A 16,262-nucleotide genomic window follows, 5' to 3' on the forward strand; every position below is an offset into this window, starting at 1 on the left:
CGCACCAGCGGGGCGGTATCACCCGCACCCAAGCGAGAAATGAAGGAGCCCATGGGACGAACCACCGCACGCGGCGGCCGCCGGCTGTCGCAGCGCATGATCGGCTTCGCCGCCGTTGGCCTGCTGCTGGCCGGGGCGCTCATCGGCAATGTGCTGGCGAACCGCCCGGCCGGCGGCCCCAGCGGGGTGGCGGCGTCTGGCGACGGACGGGCGCTGTATGTGACCTACTGCGCGAGCTGCCACGGCATCAACCTGGAGGGTCAGCCGAACTGGAAGCAGCCGCTGGCCAGCGGGACCATGCCCGCGCCGCCCCATGACGCGAGCGGTCACACTTGGCACCACGCCGACGACATGCTCTTCCAGATCACGAAGGCCGGCGGACAGAGCGTCGCCTCGCCGGGCTATGTCAGCGGCATGCCGGCCTTCGGCAATCAGCTCAGCGACGCGCAGATCGGGGCGGTGCTCACCTACATCAAGAGCACATGGCCTCCCGAGATCCAGTCCGCGCAGCGGCAGGTGACGCAGCAGAGCCGTTAGCCGCCGCCATCATTTGGTACGACGCCGTACGCATGATCGAGGGCTGCACCGCGTGCTACGCCACCCACGCCGCGCCAAAATCATCAGCTTCAACGACCTGCCGGCCTCTTGTGGGGTGAGACAGCGTGCATCTCCCAGCGACGCCGGGATCATCCCTGGCTTCAGCTTCGCTTCATGCTGGCTTCATAGCGCCCCGCTATCCTGAGGGCACATCGCTCGTTGTGAGCAATGGGAACTACGGATAAGGAGTACGCTATGCAGCGATGGATCCGCATCTTCGCACCAGCCCTGGCACTGGCCGTGGTGCTCACGGTTGGCCTGGCCGCACTCGGCAGCAACCGGGCGAGCGCCCACCAGGCCACATTAGCCGCCGCCCCGGCTCAGGCTCAAGCTCAGCCACAGCCGCCGGCCGCCACCGTGGAGCCGTCCGGCGGCCCCGACACCGATACGGTCGAGCAGCAGGACGGCCCGCAGGACACAGCCGACGGCCCCGAGGCCGCTGAGGCAGGCGGCGCCGACAACGAGGCCGCCGACGCTGCGGCCCTGGCTGGCAAGGCCGCGATCAGTGAGCAGCAGGCCCGCGATGCTGCGCTCGCCGCCAACCCCGGCGCGACGGTGACCACGGTGTCGCTCGATGACGAGAACGGCACCGTCGTCTACAGCGTCGAGCTGAGCAGCGGCGCGGACGTCAAGTGGCTCAGGCCTGGCCGGCGCAGGCCGGGCAGCGCAGCCCGCCACGGCGGTCGAGGGCCAGGGTGTAGGTTGGCTGTCCACAGCTGGGGCAGTCCAGCGCGTCGGTCTTCTCGGTGAGGGGGTCCCAACTGATGCTCGGGAGCTGGATCGGCGGCAGCTTCGGCCTGCGCAGCCGGGCGCGCAGAAACAGGCGCGGGGCGCTCAGGTGGAGCAGGTTGCGCAGGCGCAGCTCGGCGCGCACCCCCGCCTTGCGGCGCAGCTCGTCGATGCGGGTCGCCGCCTCGCGCTCCAGCGCCGCCTTGCGCTGGAGGAGCGGCGCGGTGTCCTCAGCTTTCGCCCGCGCCTTTGTCATCCGCGTCTCAAGCTCCTCGGCCATGTCGGCGAAGTAGCGCTCCATGCGCGCGATCTCTTTGCCGGCCTGCGCCCGCCGGGCCCGCTGCTGGCTGTTCGCCTCGGCGGTCACCGTGCGCACGACCCGCTCGCGCGCCAGCAGGTAGGCCCGCTCCAGCGGGAGGGCGGGGGCGTCGGGGAAGGGCCAGCGGCGCTCCTCGCCGATCTCCTCGCCGGCCAGCAGTGGCTCCAGGTGGCGCACCAGCCGGCCGTAGCGCCGGTCCACCGCCGCCGACACCACCGCCTGGGTCTTCTCATCGCCGAGGAAGCTGGCCTCGAACCAGAAGACGGTGTGGGCCACATAGGCGGGGCGCGGCGCCGACAGCTCCAGTTCCGCCCCGGCTGGCACGCTCAGATCGCGCCGCACCTGCTGCTCCAGCCGGTACGGCTGCATGTTCAGCCCATCGTAGTAGACCTGGGCTACCTGCCCGCGGGCCTGGGCCGTGCGCAGCAGCTCGTCCAGCAGCGGCAGGCCGAAGGTCAGCAGCTGGGCGGCGGGGTGCTCCGGCAGCGCCTCGGGGTCGAAGGTCAGGCGCAGCGGCTGGGCCTGGTCGGGCCAGAGCACATCGTAGACCTGGGGCTCAATCTCGTCCCAGACGCCGTCGACCGCCTCGGTATAGTCGCGCAGGAACTGCTCCAGGAGTGTGGTCATCCTCAATGCTTCCCAGCTAGAGATTGCGTCAGGGAGGGCCGCAGGGAGGGCTGAAAGCTGAAATACCCGGCCTTTCCGCTTTCCGCTTTCCGCTTTCCGCTTTCCCTAGCCCTCCGGGGCGAAGCGCTCGCCGAACAGCTTGTCGTCGTGGGCGCGCTGGCGCAGGTAGGCGCCGCGGGCCGCGACGAGCCGCTCGCCGAGCTGGTCGAGCGCGCTGTGGAAGGCCCGCTCATCGGAGGCCTTGGCCCAGGTGTCGGCGATCAGGTCCTCGAACTCCTGCTCGTCGTCGAGGTTACCCAGGATCATATCCACCTCGCCGACCACCAGTTCGAACATGGCGATCTTGGCGTCGAGCAGGTGCAAGATCGCCGCCTCCAGGGTGTCGGCGGCCACCAGGTTGAAGACGTAGACGTCGCGGGCCTGGCCGATGCGGCTGAGCCGACCGATGCGCTGCTCGATGCGCATCGGGTTCCAGGGCAGGTCGAAGTTGACGATGCCGTTGCAGAACTGGAGGTTGCGGCCCTCGCTGCCGGCATCGGTGGTGAGCAGCAGGCGGGCCGGGCCGCGGAAGGCGGTGACCGCCTCTTCCTTCTGCACGCGGGTCAGCCCGCCGTGAAACAGGACGACCTGCTCGCCGGCCTCGCTGAGGCTGCGCTCAAGCAGCGCCTGGGTCTCGCGGAACTGGGTGAAGATCACCAGCTTGTCGGGGAAGGCGTGAACCAGCTCGATCAGCCGGCGGATCTTCGCCTGGTCGCCGAGGTTGCGGGCCGTGGCGGCGAGATCGCCCAGGGCGGTGCGCTCAGCAGCCGAGAGGCGATCGTCCTGAGACAGCCGCTCCAGGGCGGGCGCGGCCGCGGGGCCGGCGCTGCCGAGGGCCCGCTGGAGCGCGAGCAGGGTCATGCGGTTGAGCGGGCCGCGGCCCCCGCCGGCCTGGAGGTGCCGGCGCACGAAGGCCGAGACGCCGTCGTAGAGGGTGCGCTCGCCGGGGCTGAGCGGCACGCTCTCGCTGCGGGCGATGCGGCGGGTCAGGGCGAGGCCCACCGTCGAGCGCCGGTTGCGCACCATCACCTCGGCCAGCAGGTCGTGAAGCTGGCCGAGGTTGCGCGGCGTGAGCTTGTCGCGCTTATCGACGAACTGCTGCTGGAAGACGCGGGCGGTGCGGAGCAGGCCGGGCTGGAGCAGCGTGACCAGGTTGAAGAGCTCCTCTAGATTGTTCTGGACGGGGGTCGCGGTGAGCAGCAGGATGTACTTCTTGCGCAGCTCAGCGGCAAACTTCCAGAGCACGGTGGTGCGGTTGCGCAGGTGGTGGGCCTCATCGACGACCACCAGGTCCCACTCGTGGGCGAGGATCGCCGCGCGGTGGGGCTCGCGCTTGGCGGTGTGGTACGAGGCGACGATGCGCTCGTGCTGGCCCCAGGCGGCGGCCCCCTGCTCACGGAAGGCCGGGTCGTCGTAGGCGATGCTGTCGAGGCCGAACTTACGGCGCAGCTCGCCCTGCCACTGCTCCACCAGGGACGGCGGGGTGAGGATGAGCGTGCGGCGGGCCAGGCCGCGGGCGGCCAGCTCCAGGGTGATCATGCCGGCCTCGACCGTCTTGCCCAGGCCGACCTCGTCGCAGAGGAGGGCGCGGCCGCGCATGCGGCGCAGCACGACCCGGGCGGTGCGCAGTTGGTGCTCCAGCAGCTCGACGTCGCGCAGCAGCGGCGTGGAGAGCAGCTCATCGAAGCCGGCGACGATGGCGAGCTGGGCGGCCTGGAGGCTGAGGCGAAAGTCGCGCCAGCCGGCCCGCCCCAGGGGCAAGGCGAGACGCTGCGCGTCCTGCGGGTCGAAGGCGAGCGGCACGCCATCCTCGGTGATGATCGGCGCGCTCGGGAGGGGCTGCGGGGCGTTGTCCGGTCGGAGCACATAGAGCGTGGGCGGGTCGGTGGCGCGACACTCCAGGCACAGGCGGCCGTCAGGGACGTCCAGGCTCTTCAGGGCAGGCCCGACCAGGGCGCTCTCGGCAGCGTCGAGCGACAGCGGCTGCGGGCCAGCGGGAGTGTCGGCGATGAGGTGGACAGCCGCAGTGGTGAGGAACCCCAGCAGCGCCGGCGGGATGGGCAGACGCCCGGCCTGCACGTCGCCGGATGAAGTCGCCAACTCCCAGCGATCACCGATCTCAATGGTCGTGAGTACATAGGTCACTGCGAGTAAACGCTCCTTCAGGGGCTCAGCGCGATGGCGCCATCACAACGGGTGCTCGTAGTAGTGTACCATGCCACGGTGCCGCGCTCTGCTCGCGGCTCAGCGCCAGCCCCATTCTGGCGACTGCTACCCTTCCGCCGCGCGCTCCCAGGCGGCGCGGATATTCGGGCCGAGGGCTGGGTCAGACGGATGTTGCGCCCAGATCGGCTCTGCCTGCTGCACAAGCTTGCCAAGGTCGTGCAGTGCGTCTGCCCGCCGCTCAGCCGTGATGACACCCTGGTCGTAAAGGAAGTGCAGCCAGGCCGGCACGGCCTCCAGCGTCACCGCCGCCTCGATCACCCGGGATGAGAGGAAGCTCAGCTTCTGGGCGACGTAGCGATCCAGGCTTTCGCGGTCGGGGCAGAGCAGATCGGACGCCGTCGACGCAGCAGGCTTATGTTTGCCTTTGGGCCGCCTCACTGCCTGAGCGATCGACGAGTCCGGGTCGTGCCGCTCGGCGATGTAGTTGAGCAGAGCGACCCGAGCTAGCCCGGCCCGGCCGAGCGGCATGCCCCAGCGACGGACCAGTTCGCCCTGGAAGCGGAAGCCGAGCCGGTTGATCCGCGTATCTTCGGGGTCATCAGCGCGATCCCAGGGCCGGTCTGCCTGGCCGGTGATGAGGGCGATCTGGTCGGCAAGGGCCTCAGGGAAGTCCACCGGCCCAAACTGCTCCACGGCGGCGAGGAGAGCGGGGTCATCGGCGCGGGGCGCGACCCTGCGATCGAGGTAGGCGAGCATCGTGATCTGCTGCGCCTCAGCGGCGAACTCCTCGTCCGCGCCGGAGATAAACTTGTCGGACGCCCGCACCAGCGGCCATGCCTGCGCCATCGTCTCGGCGAGCAGGGCCAGGTGGCCGTGGTAGGCCAGGCGGTCGCGGGAGAGATAGAACATGTCGAGGTCGTCGCCGGCGGTCGCGGCCAGAGCGGCGGCGAGTGCGGGCAGATGATCGATGTGGCCGACGGCGAGGGCGTCGGCGATCTGCCACTCCAGGTAGTAGGGGGCGCTGTGGGCGTAGAGGTCGGGGCGGGTGTCCCGCAGCTCCTCCACCAGCGTGCCCCACAGCGCGGGGCCAGCCTCGTCGCGTAGCTGGGTGAGCATCTCATAGGCGTACTCGTCGTCGAGCACGCCATCGGCCAGAGCGCGCCGGAATAGGGCGGTCTGCTCGGCGGCGTCGGCGGCCTCGAAGGTCTCCCACAGCTCCTCACGGGCGGCATCCTCGGGGCTGCGGGGGCGTGGCTCGGGCGGCGGTGGCGGGGTGTACGAGGGAAAACCAGCGAACGGGTCATCGCCGGCAAGGGGCTCGATGGCACGGAACGCCGTGGCCCGCTCGTGGGCGGCCTGCCGGGCCGCAGCCTCGTCCTTGGCCAGGCAGCACTTCTTGTACTTCTTGCCGCTGCCGCATGGGCAGGGGTCATTGCGTCCGACTTTCATAAGCTCCTCGAAGATGATGGCAAGCGCTACACCTCGCGCCCTTCATCGAGCAGCGCAGCGGCCTGCCGTGGCGAAAGCTCATCCATCCGGCGCACCTCGATCCTCGGATCGATCCCAAGCGTATCTAGGGCGGTGTGCAGTTCATAGCTATCGTTGGCCAGATCAGAGACGACCAGAGTCAACTCGGACCAAAAGTGGAGCGGCTCCGGGCGAACCAGATCGCCGAGTATGACGACGCGTTTCGCACTGAAGCGCTCGCGGAGCAGCGCGGCGGCCTCGCGGGCCCGGCCCCACCACGCATCGCGCCGGGTGGCGTCGCGGCGGCGTGCTTCCTCTTCCTCCAGGAGGGCGCGACCCACTCGCGAGGATGGAGGAACTGTACAGCCTTCTCCAGGCCGAAGGTCATCAGCAGCAGGCCGAGTGTCTTGCGGGTGCCGTCCCAGCCGCCGATGTGCGGCAGGCCCTCGATCAGCTCGAACTTCGCCTCGGGGCACCAGCCGATGCATTGCTCGAAGCTGATTGGTACGTGTTTGAGTGCAACCGGAGGGGTGTATGGTCGCCATTCCCATGCCCAGCGCTCGCGTTCATCACGCCTTGTACTTGGGCCGATTGCTATGCCAGTTGGCTCAACAAAGACGATCTGGTCTTCGATCCCCCGTCGTTCGTGCCAGTCGTCGAGGCAGGCCCAGAGCTGCACGGGATCCAGTGTGAGGCCCGGCAACACAGTTGAGCGGTAGCGGCCATCGGAATCAGGCGCCTGAACGACGTAGCTCCCGCCACGCAGCGTGAGCACATCAGTGCGGCGCGCAGCCGGGTCGATCACCCAGTACTCCGGCACACCGCCTGCGGCGTACAGCCGGGCCTTCATCTCGCGATCCTGCGCCTCGTGACCAGGAAGGGCTACCTCGATCACCAGATCGGCGGGGCCGTCGAAGTAGTTCTCGCGCAGGCGATGCAGCCGATCACGCCGGAAAACCTGGAGGTCTGGCAGAAACCCATCCTCACCCAGGCGCAGCACGAAGCGCCGGATCGAGAGACCAAGGGGCTGCTGCTTATCCTCACGGAGCGCCTGGTAGAGTCCTATCATCAGCAGGCCGAAGGTGTCTTGATGTCGCCGGCTGAAACGGGTCCCTGCGGGATGCAGCAGGGGTGTATGGTCGATCTGCGCGGCCCAGTGCTGCCATCCGCCAGGCCAGGCGAGCGATGTGGGTGCGGAAAACGCCTTGGTGAGCGCCTGGCGCCATAGGGCGACCGGGGCGAAAGGCAGCGCGGCTCGCGGCCCGCACGACTGGAGGATTGTCCAGAGCAGGCAGCGGCTGCCGGCAAGGCTGTTGCCGGCGACCAGCTTGCCGCCGATCAGCTCCAGCTTCGACTCGGGCAACTTATCCCAGTGCTCAACCGTGAGGCGTGAGCGGATGTCCGTACGTTCCATTGGTCGTCTCCCCACCTACACGAATCGGTGCGGTTATCGGCTCTCCAGGCGAAAGCTCGGCAAAGAGATGATACCGCAAAGCGCAAGTCGGAGAGGGGTGTCATTGCCCATCCAGGGCATATCTGCCGCTGGCCCACCGTGAGCGGCAGATGCCCGCAACGCCCGTCCACGGCACACGTTGAAATGACGAAGGGGCCGGCGTCGGGCAGATGCCAGCCCCTTCATCCATTGCCCACAAGCCTCGTACGCCGTCTCGCCCTTCGCCATGGCTATTACCTCCTTGATGAATTGCTGCCGCCCAATCAGCTTGTCGCCCTCGCTACCGGGGCTGCGGCGCGGCTGCGTGGGGCCGATCCGAGCGGCAGTGATCGGCAGCAACTGGTTCGGGCTCCCACCAGCGTCAACTCCAAGCAGAAGGCAAACAACTATCGTGTTTGCCTCATCGACTACAAACATACCTACCAGACATCAGACCTACGTGCGCTCTTTCTGATCGACTGACGCCCCTCTCTCTGTCGCGACGCCTCACCTCGCCGCGTACCCTGCACCCGAGATTGCTGATGAGGATGCAGAAAAATCACTGCCACCTGCCGCTGATGCTATGGCATCTGGGGGTGCAATCACAATGGGTTTTACAGCAGCAGAACAAGCAGAAACGCCGCCGTCCGCCTGGAGGAGCTGCTCCAGCTCGCTAATAGCTTCTGCCTAGAGCGCGTAGTGGCGATCGCCCCGGCAAACAAGGCGGCCGCTGCCGCCCTGGATCGCCTGGGGAAGGCGCTGCCAAACGGGTAGCTACGGACCATCGTCGGAGAGCCTGCCGCAAGGTGCATGGCAAGTGCCTCTGTAGCTGCCTTACGCCCCGTCCCCCGTCACCGTGCTCTGGTAGACCAGCTCGCGCAGCGCGTCGTCGCCCAGATCACCGAAGAAGGGCGAGAGGTAGAGCAACTCCTTGAGGCGCGGGTCGCTTTTGCCCACCTCGTCGCGTAAATCCTGGCTGACTGCGCCCGCGCCGGGGGTGCCGCGCACGATCTGCTCGACCTGGCGCAGCAACGTCGGGTCGCGGGCGATGCGCTCGTAGAGGTCGGCGAAGCTGCTCTGGATGACCGTGAGCTTGGCGATCAGCCCCGCCGGGGTCTGCCGCCCGTGGGCGCGGTCGAGGGTCAGGTGCAGCCGGAAGATGTTGAAGCTGCGCTTGACCTTGCGCGGGTTGCGCAGCAGGCCGGCGGTCATCAGCCTCGCGACGCTCTCGGCGTCCTCGGAGCTCAGCCCGTCGACGCCGGGCAGCCGGCTTTTCAGGAAGGTCGTGATCGCGGCCGGGGCCAGCGGCGGCAGGGTGAAGGGCACCTGGACGATCTTCTCCAGGTAGTCGCGCTCGGCCACCGGGAAGGGGCCGGCCGTCGGGCTGGCGCTCAGGGCGAACTCCTTGTAGCGCACGCGGATGCCGCGCTCGATGATCTCGCGGTCCACGCCGAGCACGAAGACGCAGCCCGGCATATCGAGGAAGACCTTGATCGCCTCCAGCACGCCGATCGCCTGCTCGGGCAGGCAGCGGTCGAGGTCGTCGATGAAGACCACCAGCCGCCGGCCGAAGTCCGTTACCAGCTCCTTGACCAGATCGCGCAGGCCGTCGTGGAACTGCTCCAGCGACTGCACCTGCTCGCGGTAGATGCGGGTGCGCTCGCGCTGGAAGAGGTCGAAGATCTGGCTGGCGTAGTCCTCCTCGCCGGCCTTCTCGCCGGCCTTCGCCACCGCGTCGGCGATCCCACCGAGCACCGGGATATAGCTGAAGCCGGCGCGGATGATCGTGCCGGCGGCCAGCTTGCCGGCCTTATCCCACTGGAACTCAATCGCCCCCGGCTCCTCGCGGTCCACGCTGCGGTAGAGGCTGGCCGCCAGGTCGTCGAGCCGCCTGGTCAGAGTCGTGCGGGTCTGCTCCAGCCCCTTCGCGTCGAGGGCCGTCTGCGACTTGCGCGGGTCGAGCCGGTTCTGGCGGGTGATGTATGCGCTGAGCCAGCCATCGTCGCGGGTGACCAGGATGCGCAGCGACTCAACGACGCTGAGCAGCAGCGCCCGCCAGAGCGCCTCCTGCTGCGCGTAGCGCCAGGCGGCGAACCAGACCGGCGTGCAGCGCGTGTCGTCGAGCCGGTCGAGGATCATGTGCATCAGGCTGGTCTTACCGCTGCCCCACGGCCCGTAGACCCCCACCGTCAGCGGGGTGTCGGCCAGATCCGCGCCCTGCACAATCGCCGCCAGCGCCGCCGCCGAGGGCGTGAAGCCCAGTTCGTCCGTGGTCGCGGGCAGGTCGCCGTAGCCAGGGTTGGTCATAACGCCTCCTCATACGGTGAATCATAACGTCACGCAACGTAGGGGCGAAGCATCGGCCCCTGCGGCATACCGTAAACCCCAGACAAACCCTGTCGATGCTTCGCCCAGGAATGCGCCCCACCAGAAAAAATTCGCGATTCCGAACACAGAAGACAGGATTCAGGACTCAGAACCGGGCAGGGGAGAATGACTGGCGACCCGCACGCCTTGATCGTTGCTGCGGTAGCGCGGGTAGAAGTAGCGGCGGTACGCCCCGCGCACGCCTTTTTGCTCACTGTAGTACGCTCCGCCGCGAAACATACGACCACTATCTCCCTCCTCCAGATAGACTTCGAGCCACTCATCCTCAAGCTGGTAGGGATATGACTTCCGCCATTTCGTCGCCACCCACTCCCAGACATTCCCAGCCATATCCAGCACACCATAGGGGCTGGCGCCAGAGGGGTACTGGCCTACCGGCGTGGTCTTGCCGATGCCTGCCTCTTCGCTATTGCAGCGCCCGGTCTCCCAGGTATTGCCCCAAGGCCAGATCAGACCATCCGGCCCGCGGGCGGCCTTCTCCCACTCAGCCTCGCTGGGCAGGCGGAATGCGTGACCGGTTTGGACCGTCAGCCAGCGGCAGTAGGCCACCGCCTCGAACCAGCTCACGCCTACAACTGGATGCTCGCTTTCGTTCCACTTCGCATCCTCCCACCATTGAGGCTTAATGATCTGTTCCTTCTCCCGCCACGCCCAGCCGGCCTTCGTCCAGTACTGCTGGTTGCGATAGCCATCGCCCTCAACGAAGGGTCGGAACTGAGCGTTAGTGACCGGAGTCTTGCCGATCCAGTAGTCGGGTAGGGTCAGACTGTGCTGGGGTTTCTCATGACCACCGGCTTGCTTGTCGCTATCACTGCTGCCCATCAGGAAGGGGCCGGCGGGGATGTGGATGAGGGTCGGAACCCAGTCCGGGAGCGGCCTGGGTGTATGCCCGGTGTTTCGGCGTTTGGGAGTCGGGGGACGCTCATCAGCGGCGGATGCCCCGGTTGCTTGTGCTGGTGGCGCTGCTTCTGGTGCGGTGGGAACGGCAGTTGCCTGCTTGAAGTGCGCAATCTCCCGACGCAGATCCTCAATCTCGATCACGATATGGGCCGGGCAGTCGATCCCATAGCGCGCCTGCTGAAGCTCCAGCGCGGCGAGGCGGCGTCTCTTGGCCGTCAGAACATCTTGTGCGCCAGATACAGTGGTGTCGATCGCGGGCGGGGCGGCAGGCTCAGGCGCGGCCACGCCCAGCCGCTCGCGAAAGACCTCGGCGAGCAGCGGGTTGCGCGGCGCCCAGTGGGTATCGTCGGGCTTCGCGATACCAATCAGCTCCAGCCGCACCATGTCGTCGTCTAGGCGGGTGAAGCGCGGCGGGCTGCCGAGCAGACGTCGCGCAGCATCCTGCATGTGGTGCTCGCGCAGGTCGTTCTGGATCTGGCGCAGCAGCGGGTTGCCGCCCTGGCTGATCTGGCGCACCGCACGCTCTATCTGCACCGGGCCTATCGCCTCGCCGCGTTGGACAGCGCCCGCGAGCAGCCCGCCGATGCGCTGGGTCAGGTAGGGGTGGCCGCTCACCTGAGCGTAAACCTGCTGGCCGATTGTGTGGGCGTCTGCCGGTTTGACGCCAAGTGATCGCAGGCCGTCGGCGATCAGCTCGACCGCCTCGGACTCGGCTAGATCCGCCAGATAGATCTCCTCGCAGATGTTGTGCAGCGAGGAGGCCTCGGTCACCACCAGGTCGTACAGCTCGATCCCGCCGCTGAAGATGATCTGCAGCTTGGCCAGGGCCGGCCGAACCAGCCGGGTGTGGAAGAAGGAGCGCAGGGCGTTGGCCAAGGCCTGCCGCGTCTCGGCCGGCAGCGCGCCCAGCTCGTCGAGCAGCAGCACCAGCCGGGTGATCGTGCTCTGGCCCAGGGCCTGGCCGAGAAAATCCAGCAGCGCCGGCGCGTCGGCAACCGCACGATGATCCGGCGCTAGCGGAAGCACATGGGCGATCTGGGCGGCCAAAAAGGCGAAGGCCCGCTCGGGAAGCGCGCCCTTGATCAGCTGGAAGTCGACCCGGCAGACGCTGACGCTTCCCTGAAGCGCGGCCTCAAGCTGGAGCAGCAGGCTGGTCTTGCCGTTCTGATGCCCGCCGTAGATCACCGTATAGGCGATCACTTCATCCTGGCAGATCTGCTTGAGGCGGGCGAGCTCGGCCTGGCGGCCGCGAAAGAGCGGGCTGGCCGGCGGCAGGGCGGTTGCAGAGAACGGAGCCATAATGTCCCCACCGGCGAGCCTGCCTGCTGTACGAATACGGCAGTCGCCGGGCACAGAAAGACGAGCGCGCTGCGCCTGTGGGGTGACACCTTGCCGGGGCCGGGCGGGGGTGGTACACTGAGGGTGTCACAATCAGACGACTCACACGGAACCCACTCTTGAGCTGCCAGGCCGGGTGGGTTTTGTGCTGTGTTCAGTATAGCATGTGGACGCGGGTTTGCTCTCCTCTATGCTGCTGACAATAGGTTTACCACCACTCCTCGGCTGCAGCATCCGTGATTCCGGCCGTGCCGGTACACACAAGTCTGGCAGCGCATCCACCGCCGACCTTTCCTTCGCTGCGCTCAGGAGTTCTATCATGCCAAAGAGGTTCTCGATCGCGTGCTGGGCGTTGGTGCCGGCCTTCAATACCCCCACTCCTCGTGGCGCACCGGTAGCGCGTTCAGTTGGTCGCGGTAGAACTGCCAGCGCGGCATAAAGCGGTCCATCAGGCCGATGAAGCGGCTGTTGTGGGTCGGCTCCAGGAGATGGGCCATCTCGTGGACGACCACGTACTCAAGGCACATTGGCGGCTTCTTGGCCAGCTCGGTGTTCAGGCGGATGCTGCCCGTGCCGGGGCTGCAGCTGCCCCACTTGGTCTTCATGCGCTGGACGAAGAAGCGGGCCACCCGCACGCCCATCACCGGCTCCCATTTGGCGATCAGCGGCGGCGCGGCGGCCTTGAGCAGCCGGCGGTACCACTCCTCGACGATGGCCTGCCGCCGCTGATCGTCGCTGCCTGGGCGCACGGTCAAGATCATCTGGTTGTGCGCAAGCTCGACCGCCGGCGGCCGCTCGGCCTCGGCGACACTGAACAGGTAGCGCCGGCCCCAGACGTAGTGGCTCTCGCGCTCGATGTACTCGCGGGGCGTCTCGCGGGCCTGGGCGCGCAGCTTCTGCTGCTGCTCCTTGATCCAGCCGAGCTTGGCGATCGCGAACACGCGGATGGTGTCGATGCTCATGCGCTCCGGGGCGGCGATGCGCACCCGGCCGGCCGGGGGGTAGACGCTCAGATGGACGTTCTTGATATCTTTTAGCACGACATCGACGGTGATGTCGCCGAGCTGAAGCTGCTCGCCCATCAGTACTCTCCCGTCTGGGCCTTGATGATCAGGAAGATCTGCTCGACCGTTGCTACGTCCTGCAAGATACCATACAACGCCGCCTTGATCACCTGCTCGCGGGCCTGAATATCGCGCCAGCCGTCAGGCCGCACCAGCTTGACGGTCTCGTCGATTTTGACCGCCAGCTGGAGCGCGGTGTGATCGACGACGCTGAAGCCGGCCCGCCCCTCGGCCACGACTCGCTCCGGCCCAGGTGACTTCCCCGGCGTCTGGCGCAGGTTATTGTAGAGCGCGCGGACGCCCGGGCTGCGCTTGAGCTCCTCGGGGGTGTCGTCGGCATGGCCAGCCGCCACCTGTCTGGCCAGCTCGGCGACTTTCTTCAGGTACTCCTCGTACTCGATGGCCTTGGCCTTGCGGTCGGCGATGATCTCGTCGAGCAGGGCCGACATCTTCTCGTAGTAGGCCGGGTCGTTGAGCTGCGCCTTGAGGATGGTGCTGCGCACGTTGTTCTCGATCGTCTCGGCGACGGCGTTCTTGTTGCGTTTGAGCCCATCCGGCAGTGTGTTGACCGCCTCGGCGATGCCGCTCTTCACGATCAGGTCCAGCAGGCCGATGCTCTCGAAGGCCGAGATGCGCCGGGCCTCGTCGGCCTGGATGTAGGTGTCGATCAGGTGGCGCATGTCAGCCTCGTAGGCCTTGAGGTCGAGGCTCTCGCTGCTGGCTTTGCGGATGATCTCGCGGATGTCCAGGTAGTGTTTCAGCAGCTGCTTGATGCGGTCGATATCCTGGCTGCTATAGCCAGCCAGCTCCAGCTCGTCGGCGATGTTGGCGTAGGCCCGCACCAGAGCTACGACCGCCTTGTAAAGCGCGGCCCGCCGCGGCTCGCGCTCCTTCAGGTCGCTGGCGATCTCGGTGTTGCCGCAGAAGTAGTGGATGTGCGCCAGCTCGTCCTTCGGTGGCTCAACTGGCTCGCAGAGCAGGGCCAGGGCCTCAATCGCAGTGTCGAGGCGCTCGCAGCCTTTCTTCAGCCGGTCCTGGAGCATCACCTCGGGGTCGGCCCCGCCCGCGCTGTGATCGAGCTCGGCAGTGTAGACCGCGATCGCGTTCTCGACCTTCTTGAACAGGTCTTTGTAGTCCACGATGTAGCCGAAGTCTTTGTCCTCGCCGTCGAGCCGGTTGGTGCGGCAGATCGCCTGGAACAGACCGTGGTCCTGCATCGACTTGTCGATGTAGAGGTAGGTGCAGGGCGGCGCGTCGAAGCCGGTGAGCAGCTTGTCCACCACGATCAGCAGCTTCATGGTCGCCGGCTCTCTGGTGAAGAGGGACTTGGCCCGCTCCTCGTAGGTCTCGGTCTTGGTCATACCAGGCTGGGCCTCGACATCCTTCAGCAGCTCGGTGTAGGTGGTGTAGATGAACTGCTTGTCGGTCTCGGTGTTCGCGCCGGTCTCCTCTTTGGTCACATCCTGGGCCTGGGGGTTGTAGGAGGTGACGACCGCGCAGTGAGCCCTGAACGGTGTCTTCTGGAAGAGCTCATAATACTTGCAGGCATCGTAGATGCTCGCCGCCACAAGCATGGCATTCCCACGCCCATCGTTAAGGCGACGGCGGCGTTTAAAATCGTAGGTGATGTCGCTTACAACCCGCTCCATACGCGAGCGCGAGCTGAGCACGTTCTGCATGGTGCCCCAGCGCTTCTTCAGCTCATCTTTCTGCCAGTCGTTAAGTTCTTGGGTTGATGCGTCGAACCATTCATCAACTCTTTCTACAGATCCGAGCCGCTGGTCGATGTCGCGGGCCTCGTAGACCAGGTCGAGCACCACGCCGTCCTCGACGCCCTCGCTGAACTTGTAGGTGTGGATGTAGCTGCCGAAGACCTCCAGGCTGCTGGCTTTGTCCTGCTTGAGCAGCGGGGTGCCGGTGAAGCCGATGAAGATGGCGTCGGGCAGCATAGCCTTCATGACCCGGTGCAGCTTGCCGCTCTGGGTGCGGTGGCACTCGTCGACGAAGATGAACAGCTCGCCGACGGCCGGGCTGGGCTGGGCCTCCAGCTCCTTGATAAACTGGTCGAAGTTGTCGACGCCCTTGCGACCGAACTTATGCACCAGCGAGCAGAGCAGGCGCGGCGTGGCCTGGCCGAGCTGGGCCATCAGGTCGCTGCCGCTGCCGCTGCGCGTGATCGTCTCGCCGGCCTCGCTGAAGACGCGCTCGATCTGCTTGTCCAGCTCGTCGCGGTCGGTGATGATCACGACGCGGGCGTGTGGATTGTGCTCCAAGATCCACTTGGCCAACAGCACCATCACGATGCTCTTGCCGCTACCCTGAGTGTGCCAGATGATGCCGCCCTTACGAGCGCGGACGTGCTCCTGGGCGGCCTTGATCGCGACGTACTGGTGGACGCGCGGCAGCTTCTTGGTCCCGCCGTCGAAGAGGACGAAGTCGTGCATCAGCTCGATCAGCCGCTCTTTGGCGCAGATTTTGAGCAGGTACTTGTCGAGCTTGAAGCGGCTGTTGTCCTGCTCGTCTTCCTTCCATTGCAGGAAGTACTTCTCCTCGGTTTTGATCGTGCCGTAGCGCAGGCCCTCGCTGTCATTGCCGGCGAAGATGAGCTGGACGGTGCTGAAGAACCAGGCGTGGAAGGCGGGCTGCTGGTTGGAGAGGCTCTGGCGGATGCCGTCGCCGATGCTGACCCGGCTGTTCTTCAGCTCGATCACGCCGACCGCGATGCCGTTGACGTAGAGCACCAGGTCGGGCCGCCGCTCGTGCTCGCCCGTGAGCGTGACCTCCTCGGCGATCGCGAAGTCGTTCTGCTCCGGCGCCTGCCAGTTGATCAGGTGGACGGTCTCGGTGGGCTGTCCGACCTCGGTCTTGACCGGCACGCCGTAGCGCAGCAGCTTGTAGACGGCCTGGTTGTTGCCGTAGAGATTGCGGCTGTGGTTGTTGGCCTCGCTGCGCAGCCGGTAGAGCGCGGCGCTGATCTGGGCTGGGCTGTAGCCGCCCCTTGCCAGGTAGGCCTCAAGCAGCCCCTCCTCGATGTTGCTGTTGCCCGCGCGGTCGCTCCAGTCGCCCAGGTAGCGGTAGCCCAGCTCGTCGTGGAACAGGGCGATCACGCGCCTCTGGGTGGCGCGCTCGGGCTGGCCGATAGACATGCTGGGCCTCGCTTTATAGTGGCAACCCGTCCCTCTGAGCGTGTGGGAAG

11 protein-coding genes are annotated in these 16,262 nt (G+C 66.7%); 2 read left to right on the top strand and 9 right to left on the bottom strand.

Annotated features, from left to right (window positions below; all coding sequences use genetic code 11):
- The first annotated feature begins 51 nt into the window (after positions 1-51).
- Together K2Z83_RS11920 and K2Z83_RS11925 are read left to right on the top strand one after the other, a co-directional pair.
- Positions 52-537, top strand: a complete 486-nt coding sequence (locus tag K2Z83_RS11920) for a cytochrome c (protein WP_220595407.1) — start codon at positions 52-54, stop codon at positions 535-537.
- A gap of 255 nt (positions 538-792) precedes the next feature.
- Positions 793-1,347 carry a PepSY domain-containing protein gene (locus tag K2Z83_RS11925; protein WP_220595408.1) on the top strand — a complete coding sequence of 185 codons (555 nt, stop codon included), beginning with the start codon at positions 793-795 and terminating at the stop codon, positions 1,345-1,347.
- Here the strand turns inward: K2Z83_RS11925 and K2Z83_RS11930 are convergent.
- The 9 genes from K2Z83_RS11930 to K2Z83_RS11970 form a co-directional block, all read right to left on the bottom strand.
- Positions 1,235-2,272 (bottom strand): hypothetical protein, encoded by a 1,038-nt coding sequence (locus tag K2Z83_RS11930; protein WP_220595409.1) that lies wholly within the window; start codon positions 2,270-2,272, stop codon positions 1,235-1,237. The genes K2Z83_RS11925 and K2Z83_RS11930 overlap by 113 nt on opposite strands.
- Before the next feature lie 105 nt (positions 2,273-2,377).
- On the bottom strand, positions 2,378-4,456 hold the full coding sequence (locus K2Z83_RS11935; RefSeq protein ID WP_220595410.1) for an SNF2-related protein: 2,079 nt from the start codon (positions 4,454-4,456) through the stop codon (positions 2,378-2,380).
- Between the two features lie 126 nt (positions 4,457-4,582).
- Complete coding sequence (locus K2Z83_RS29915; RefSeq protein WP_370650155.1) at positions 4,583-5,926, bottom strand: YecA family protein; 1,344 nt, start codon at positions 5,924-5,926, stop codon at positions 4,583-4,585.
- Between the two features lie 26 nt (positions 5,927-5,952).
- Positions 5,953-6,108 carry a hypothetical protein gene (locus K2Z83_RS11945; RefSeq protein ID WP_220595411.1) on the bottom strand — a complete coding sequence of 52 codons (156 nt, stop codon included), beginning with the start codon at positions 6,106-6,108 and terminating at the stop codon, positions 5,953-5,955.
- The gene (locus K2Z83_RS11950; RefSeq protein WP_220595412.1) at positions 6,105-7,358 is read right to left on the bottom strand and encodes a Uma2 family endonuclease; all 1,254 of its coding nucleotides are present in this window, start codon (positions 7,356-7,358) and stop codon (positions 6,105-6,107) included. Before K2Z83_RS11950 ends, K2Z83_RS11945 begins: the two co-directional genes overlap by 4 nt.
- An 852-nt stretch (positions 7,359-8,210) precedes the next feature.
- Positions 8,211-9,683 (bottom strand): P-loop NTPase fold protein, encoded by a 1,473-nt coding sequence (locus K2Z83_RS11955; protein ID WP_220595413.1) that lies wholly within the window; start codon positions 9,681-9,683, stop codon positions 8,211-8,213.
- Between the two features lie 159 nt (positions 9,684-9,842).
- The gene (locus tag K2Z83_RS11960; RefSeq protein WP_220595414.1) at positions 9,843-11,963 is read right to left on the bottom strand and encodes a formylglycine-generating enzyme family protein; all 2,121 of its coding nucleotides are present in this window, start codon (positions 11,961-11,963) and stop codon (positions 9,843-9,845) included.
- Positions 11,964-12,367: 404 nt separating this feature from the next.
- Positions 12,368-13,084, bottom strand: a complete 717-nt coding sequence (locus tag K2Z83_RS11965) for a M48 family metallopeptidase (protein ID WP_220595415.1) — start codon at positions 13,082-13,084, stop codon at positions 12,368-12,370.
- On the bottom strand, positions 13,084-16,212 hold the full coding sequence (locus tag K2Z83_RS11970) for a type I restriction endonuclease subunit R (protein ID WP_220595416.1): 3,129 nt from the start codon (positions 16,210-16,212) through the stop codon (positions 13,084-13,086). Before K2Z83_RS11970 ends, K2Z83_RS11965 begins: the two co-directional genes overlap by 1 nt.
- Positions 16,213-16,262: the final 50 nt, after the last annotated feature.

The sequence above is a fragment of the Oscillochloris sp. ZM17-4 genome (assembly GCF_019599295.1).
Taxonomy (GTDB): domain Bacteria; phylum Chloroflexota; class Chloroflexia; order Chloroflexales; family Chloroflexaceae; genus Oscillochloris.

Coding starts and splice junctions, on each gene's coding strand:
- K2Z83_RS11920 (WP_220595407.1), top strand. CDS start 52: ATGGGACGAACCACCGCACGCGGCGGCCGCCGGCTGTCGCAGCGCATG.
- K2Z83_RS11925 (WP_220595408.1), top strand. CDS start 793: ATGCAGCGATGGATCCGCATCTTCGCACCAGCCCTGGCACTGGCCGTG.
- K2Z83_RS11930 (WP_220595409.1), bottom strand. CDS start 2,272: ATGACCACACTCCTGGAGCAGTTCCTGCGCGACTATACCGAGGCGGTC.
- K2Z83_RS29915 (WP_370650155.1), bottom strand. CDS start 5,926: ATGAAAGTCGGACGCAATGACCCCTGCCCATGCGGCAGCGGCAAGAAG.
- K2Z83_RS11950 (WP_220595412.1), bottom strand. CDS start 7,358: ATGGAACGTACGGACATCCGCTCACGCCTCACGGTTGAGCACTGGGAT.
- K2Z83_RS11955 (WP_220595413.1), bottom strand. CDS start 9,683: ATGACCAACCCTGGCTACGGCGACCTGCCCGCGACCACGGACGAACTG.
- K2Z83_RS11960 (WP_220595414.1), bottom strand. CDS start 11,963: ATGGCTCCGTTCTCTGCAACCGCCCTGCCGCCGGCCAGCCCGCTCTTT.
- K2Z83_RS11965 (WP_220595415.1), bottom strand. CDS start 13,084: ATGGGCGAGCAGCTTCAGCTCGGCGACATCACCGTCGATGTCGTGCTA.
- K2Z83_RS11970 (WP_220595416.1), bottom strand. CDS start 16,212: ATGTCTATCGGCCAGCCCGAGCGCGCCACCCAGAGGCGCGTGATCGCC.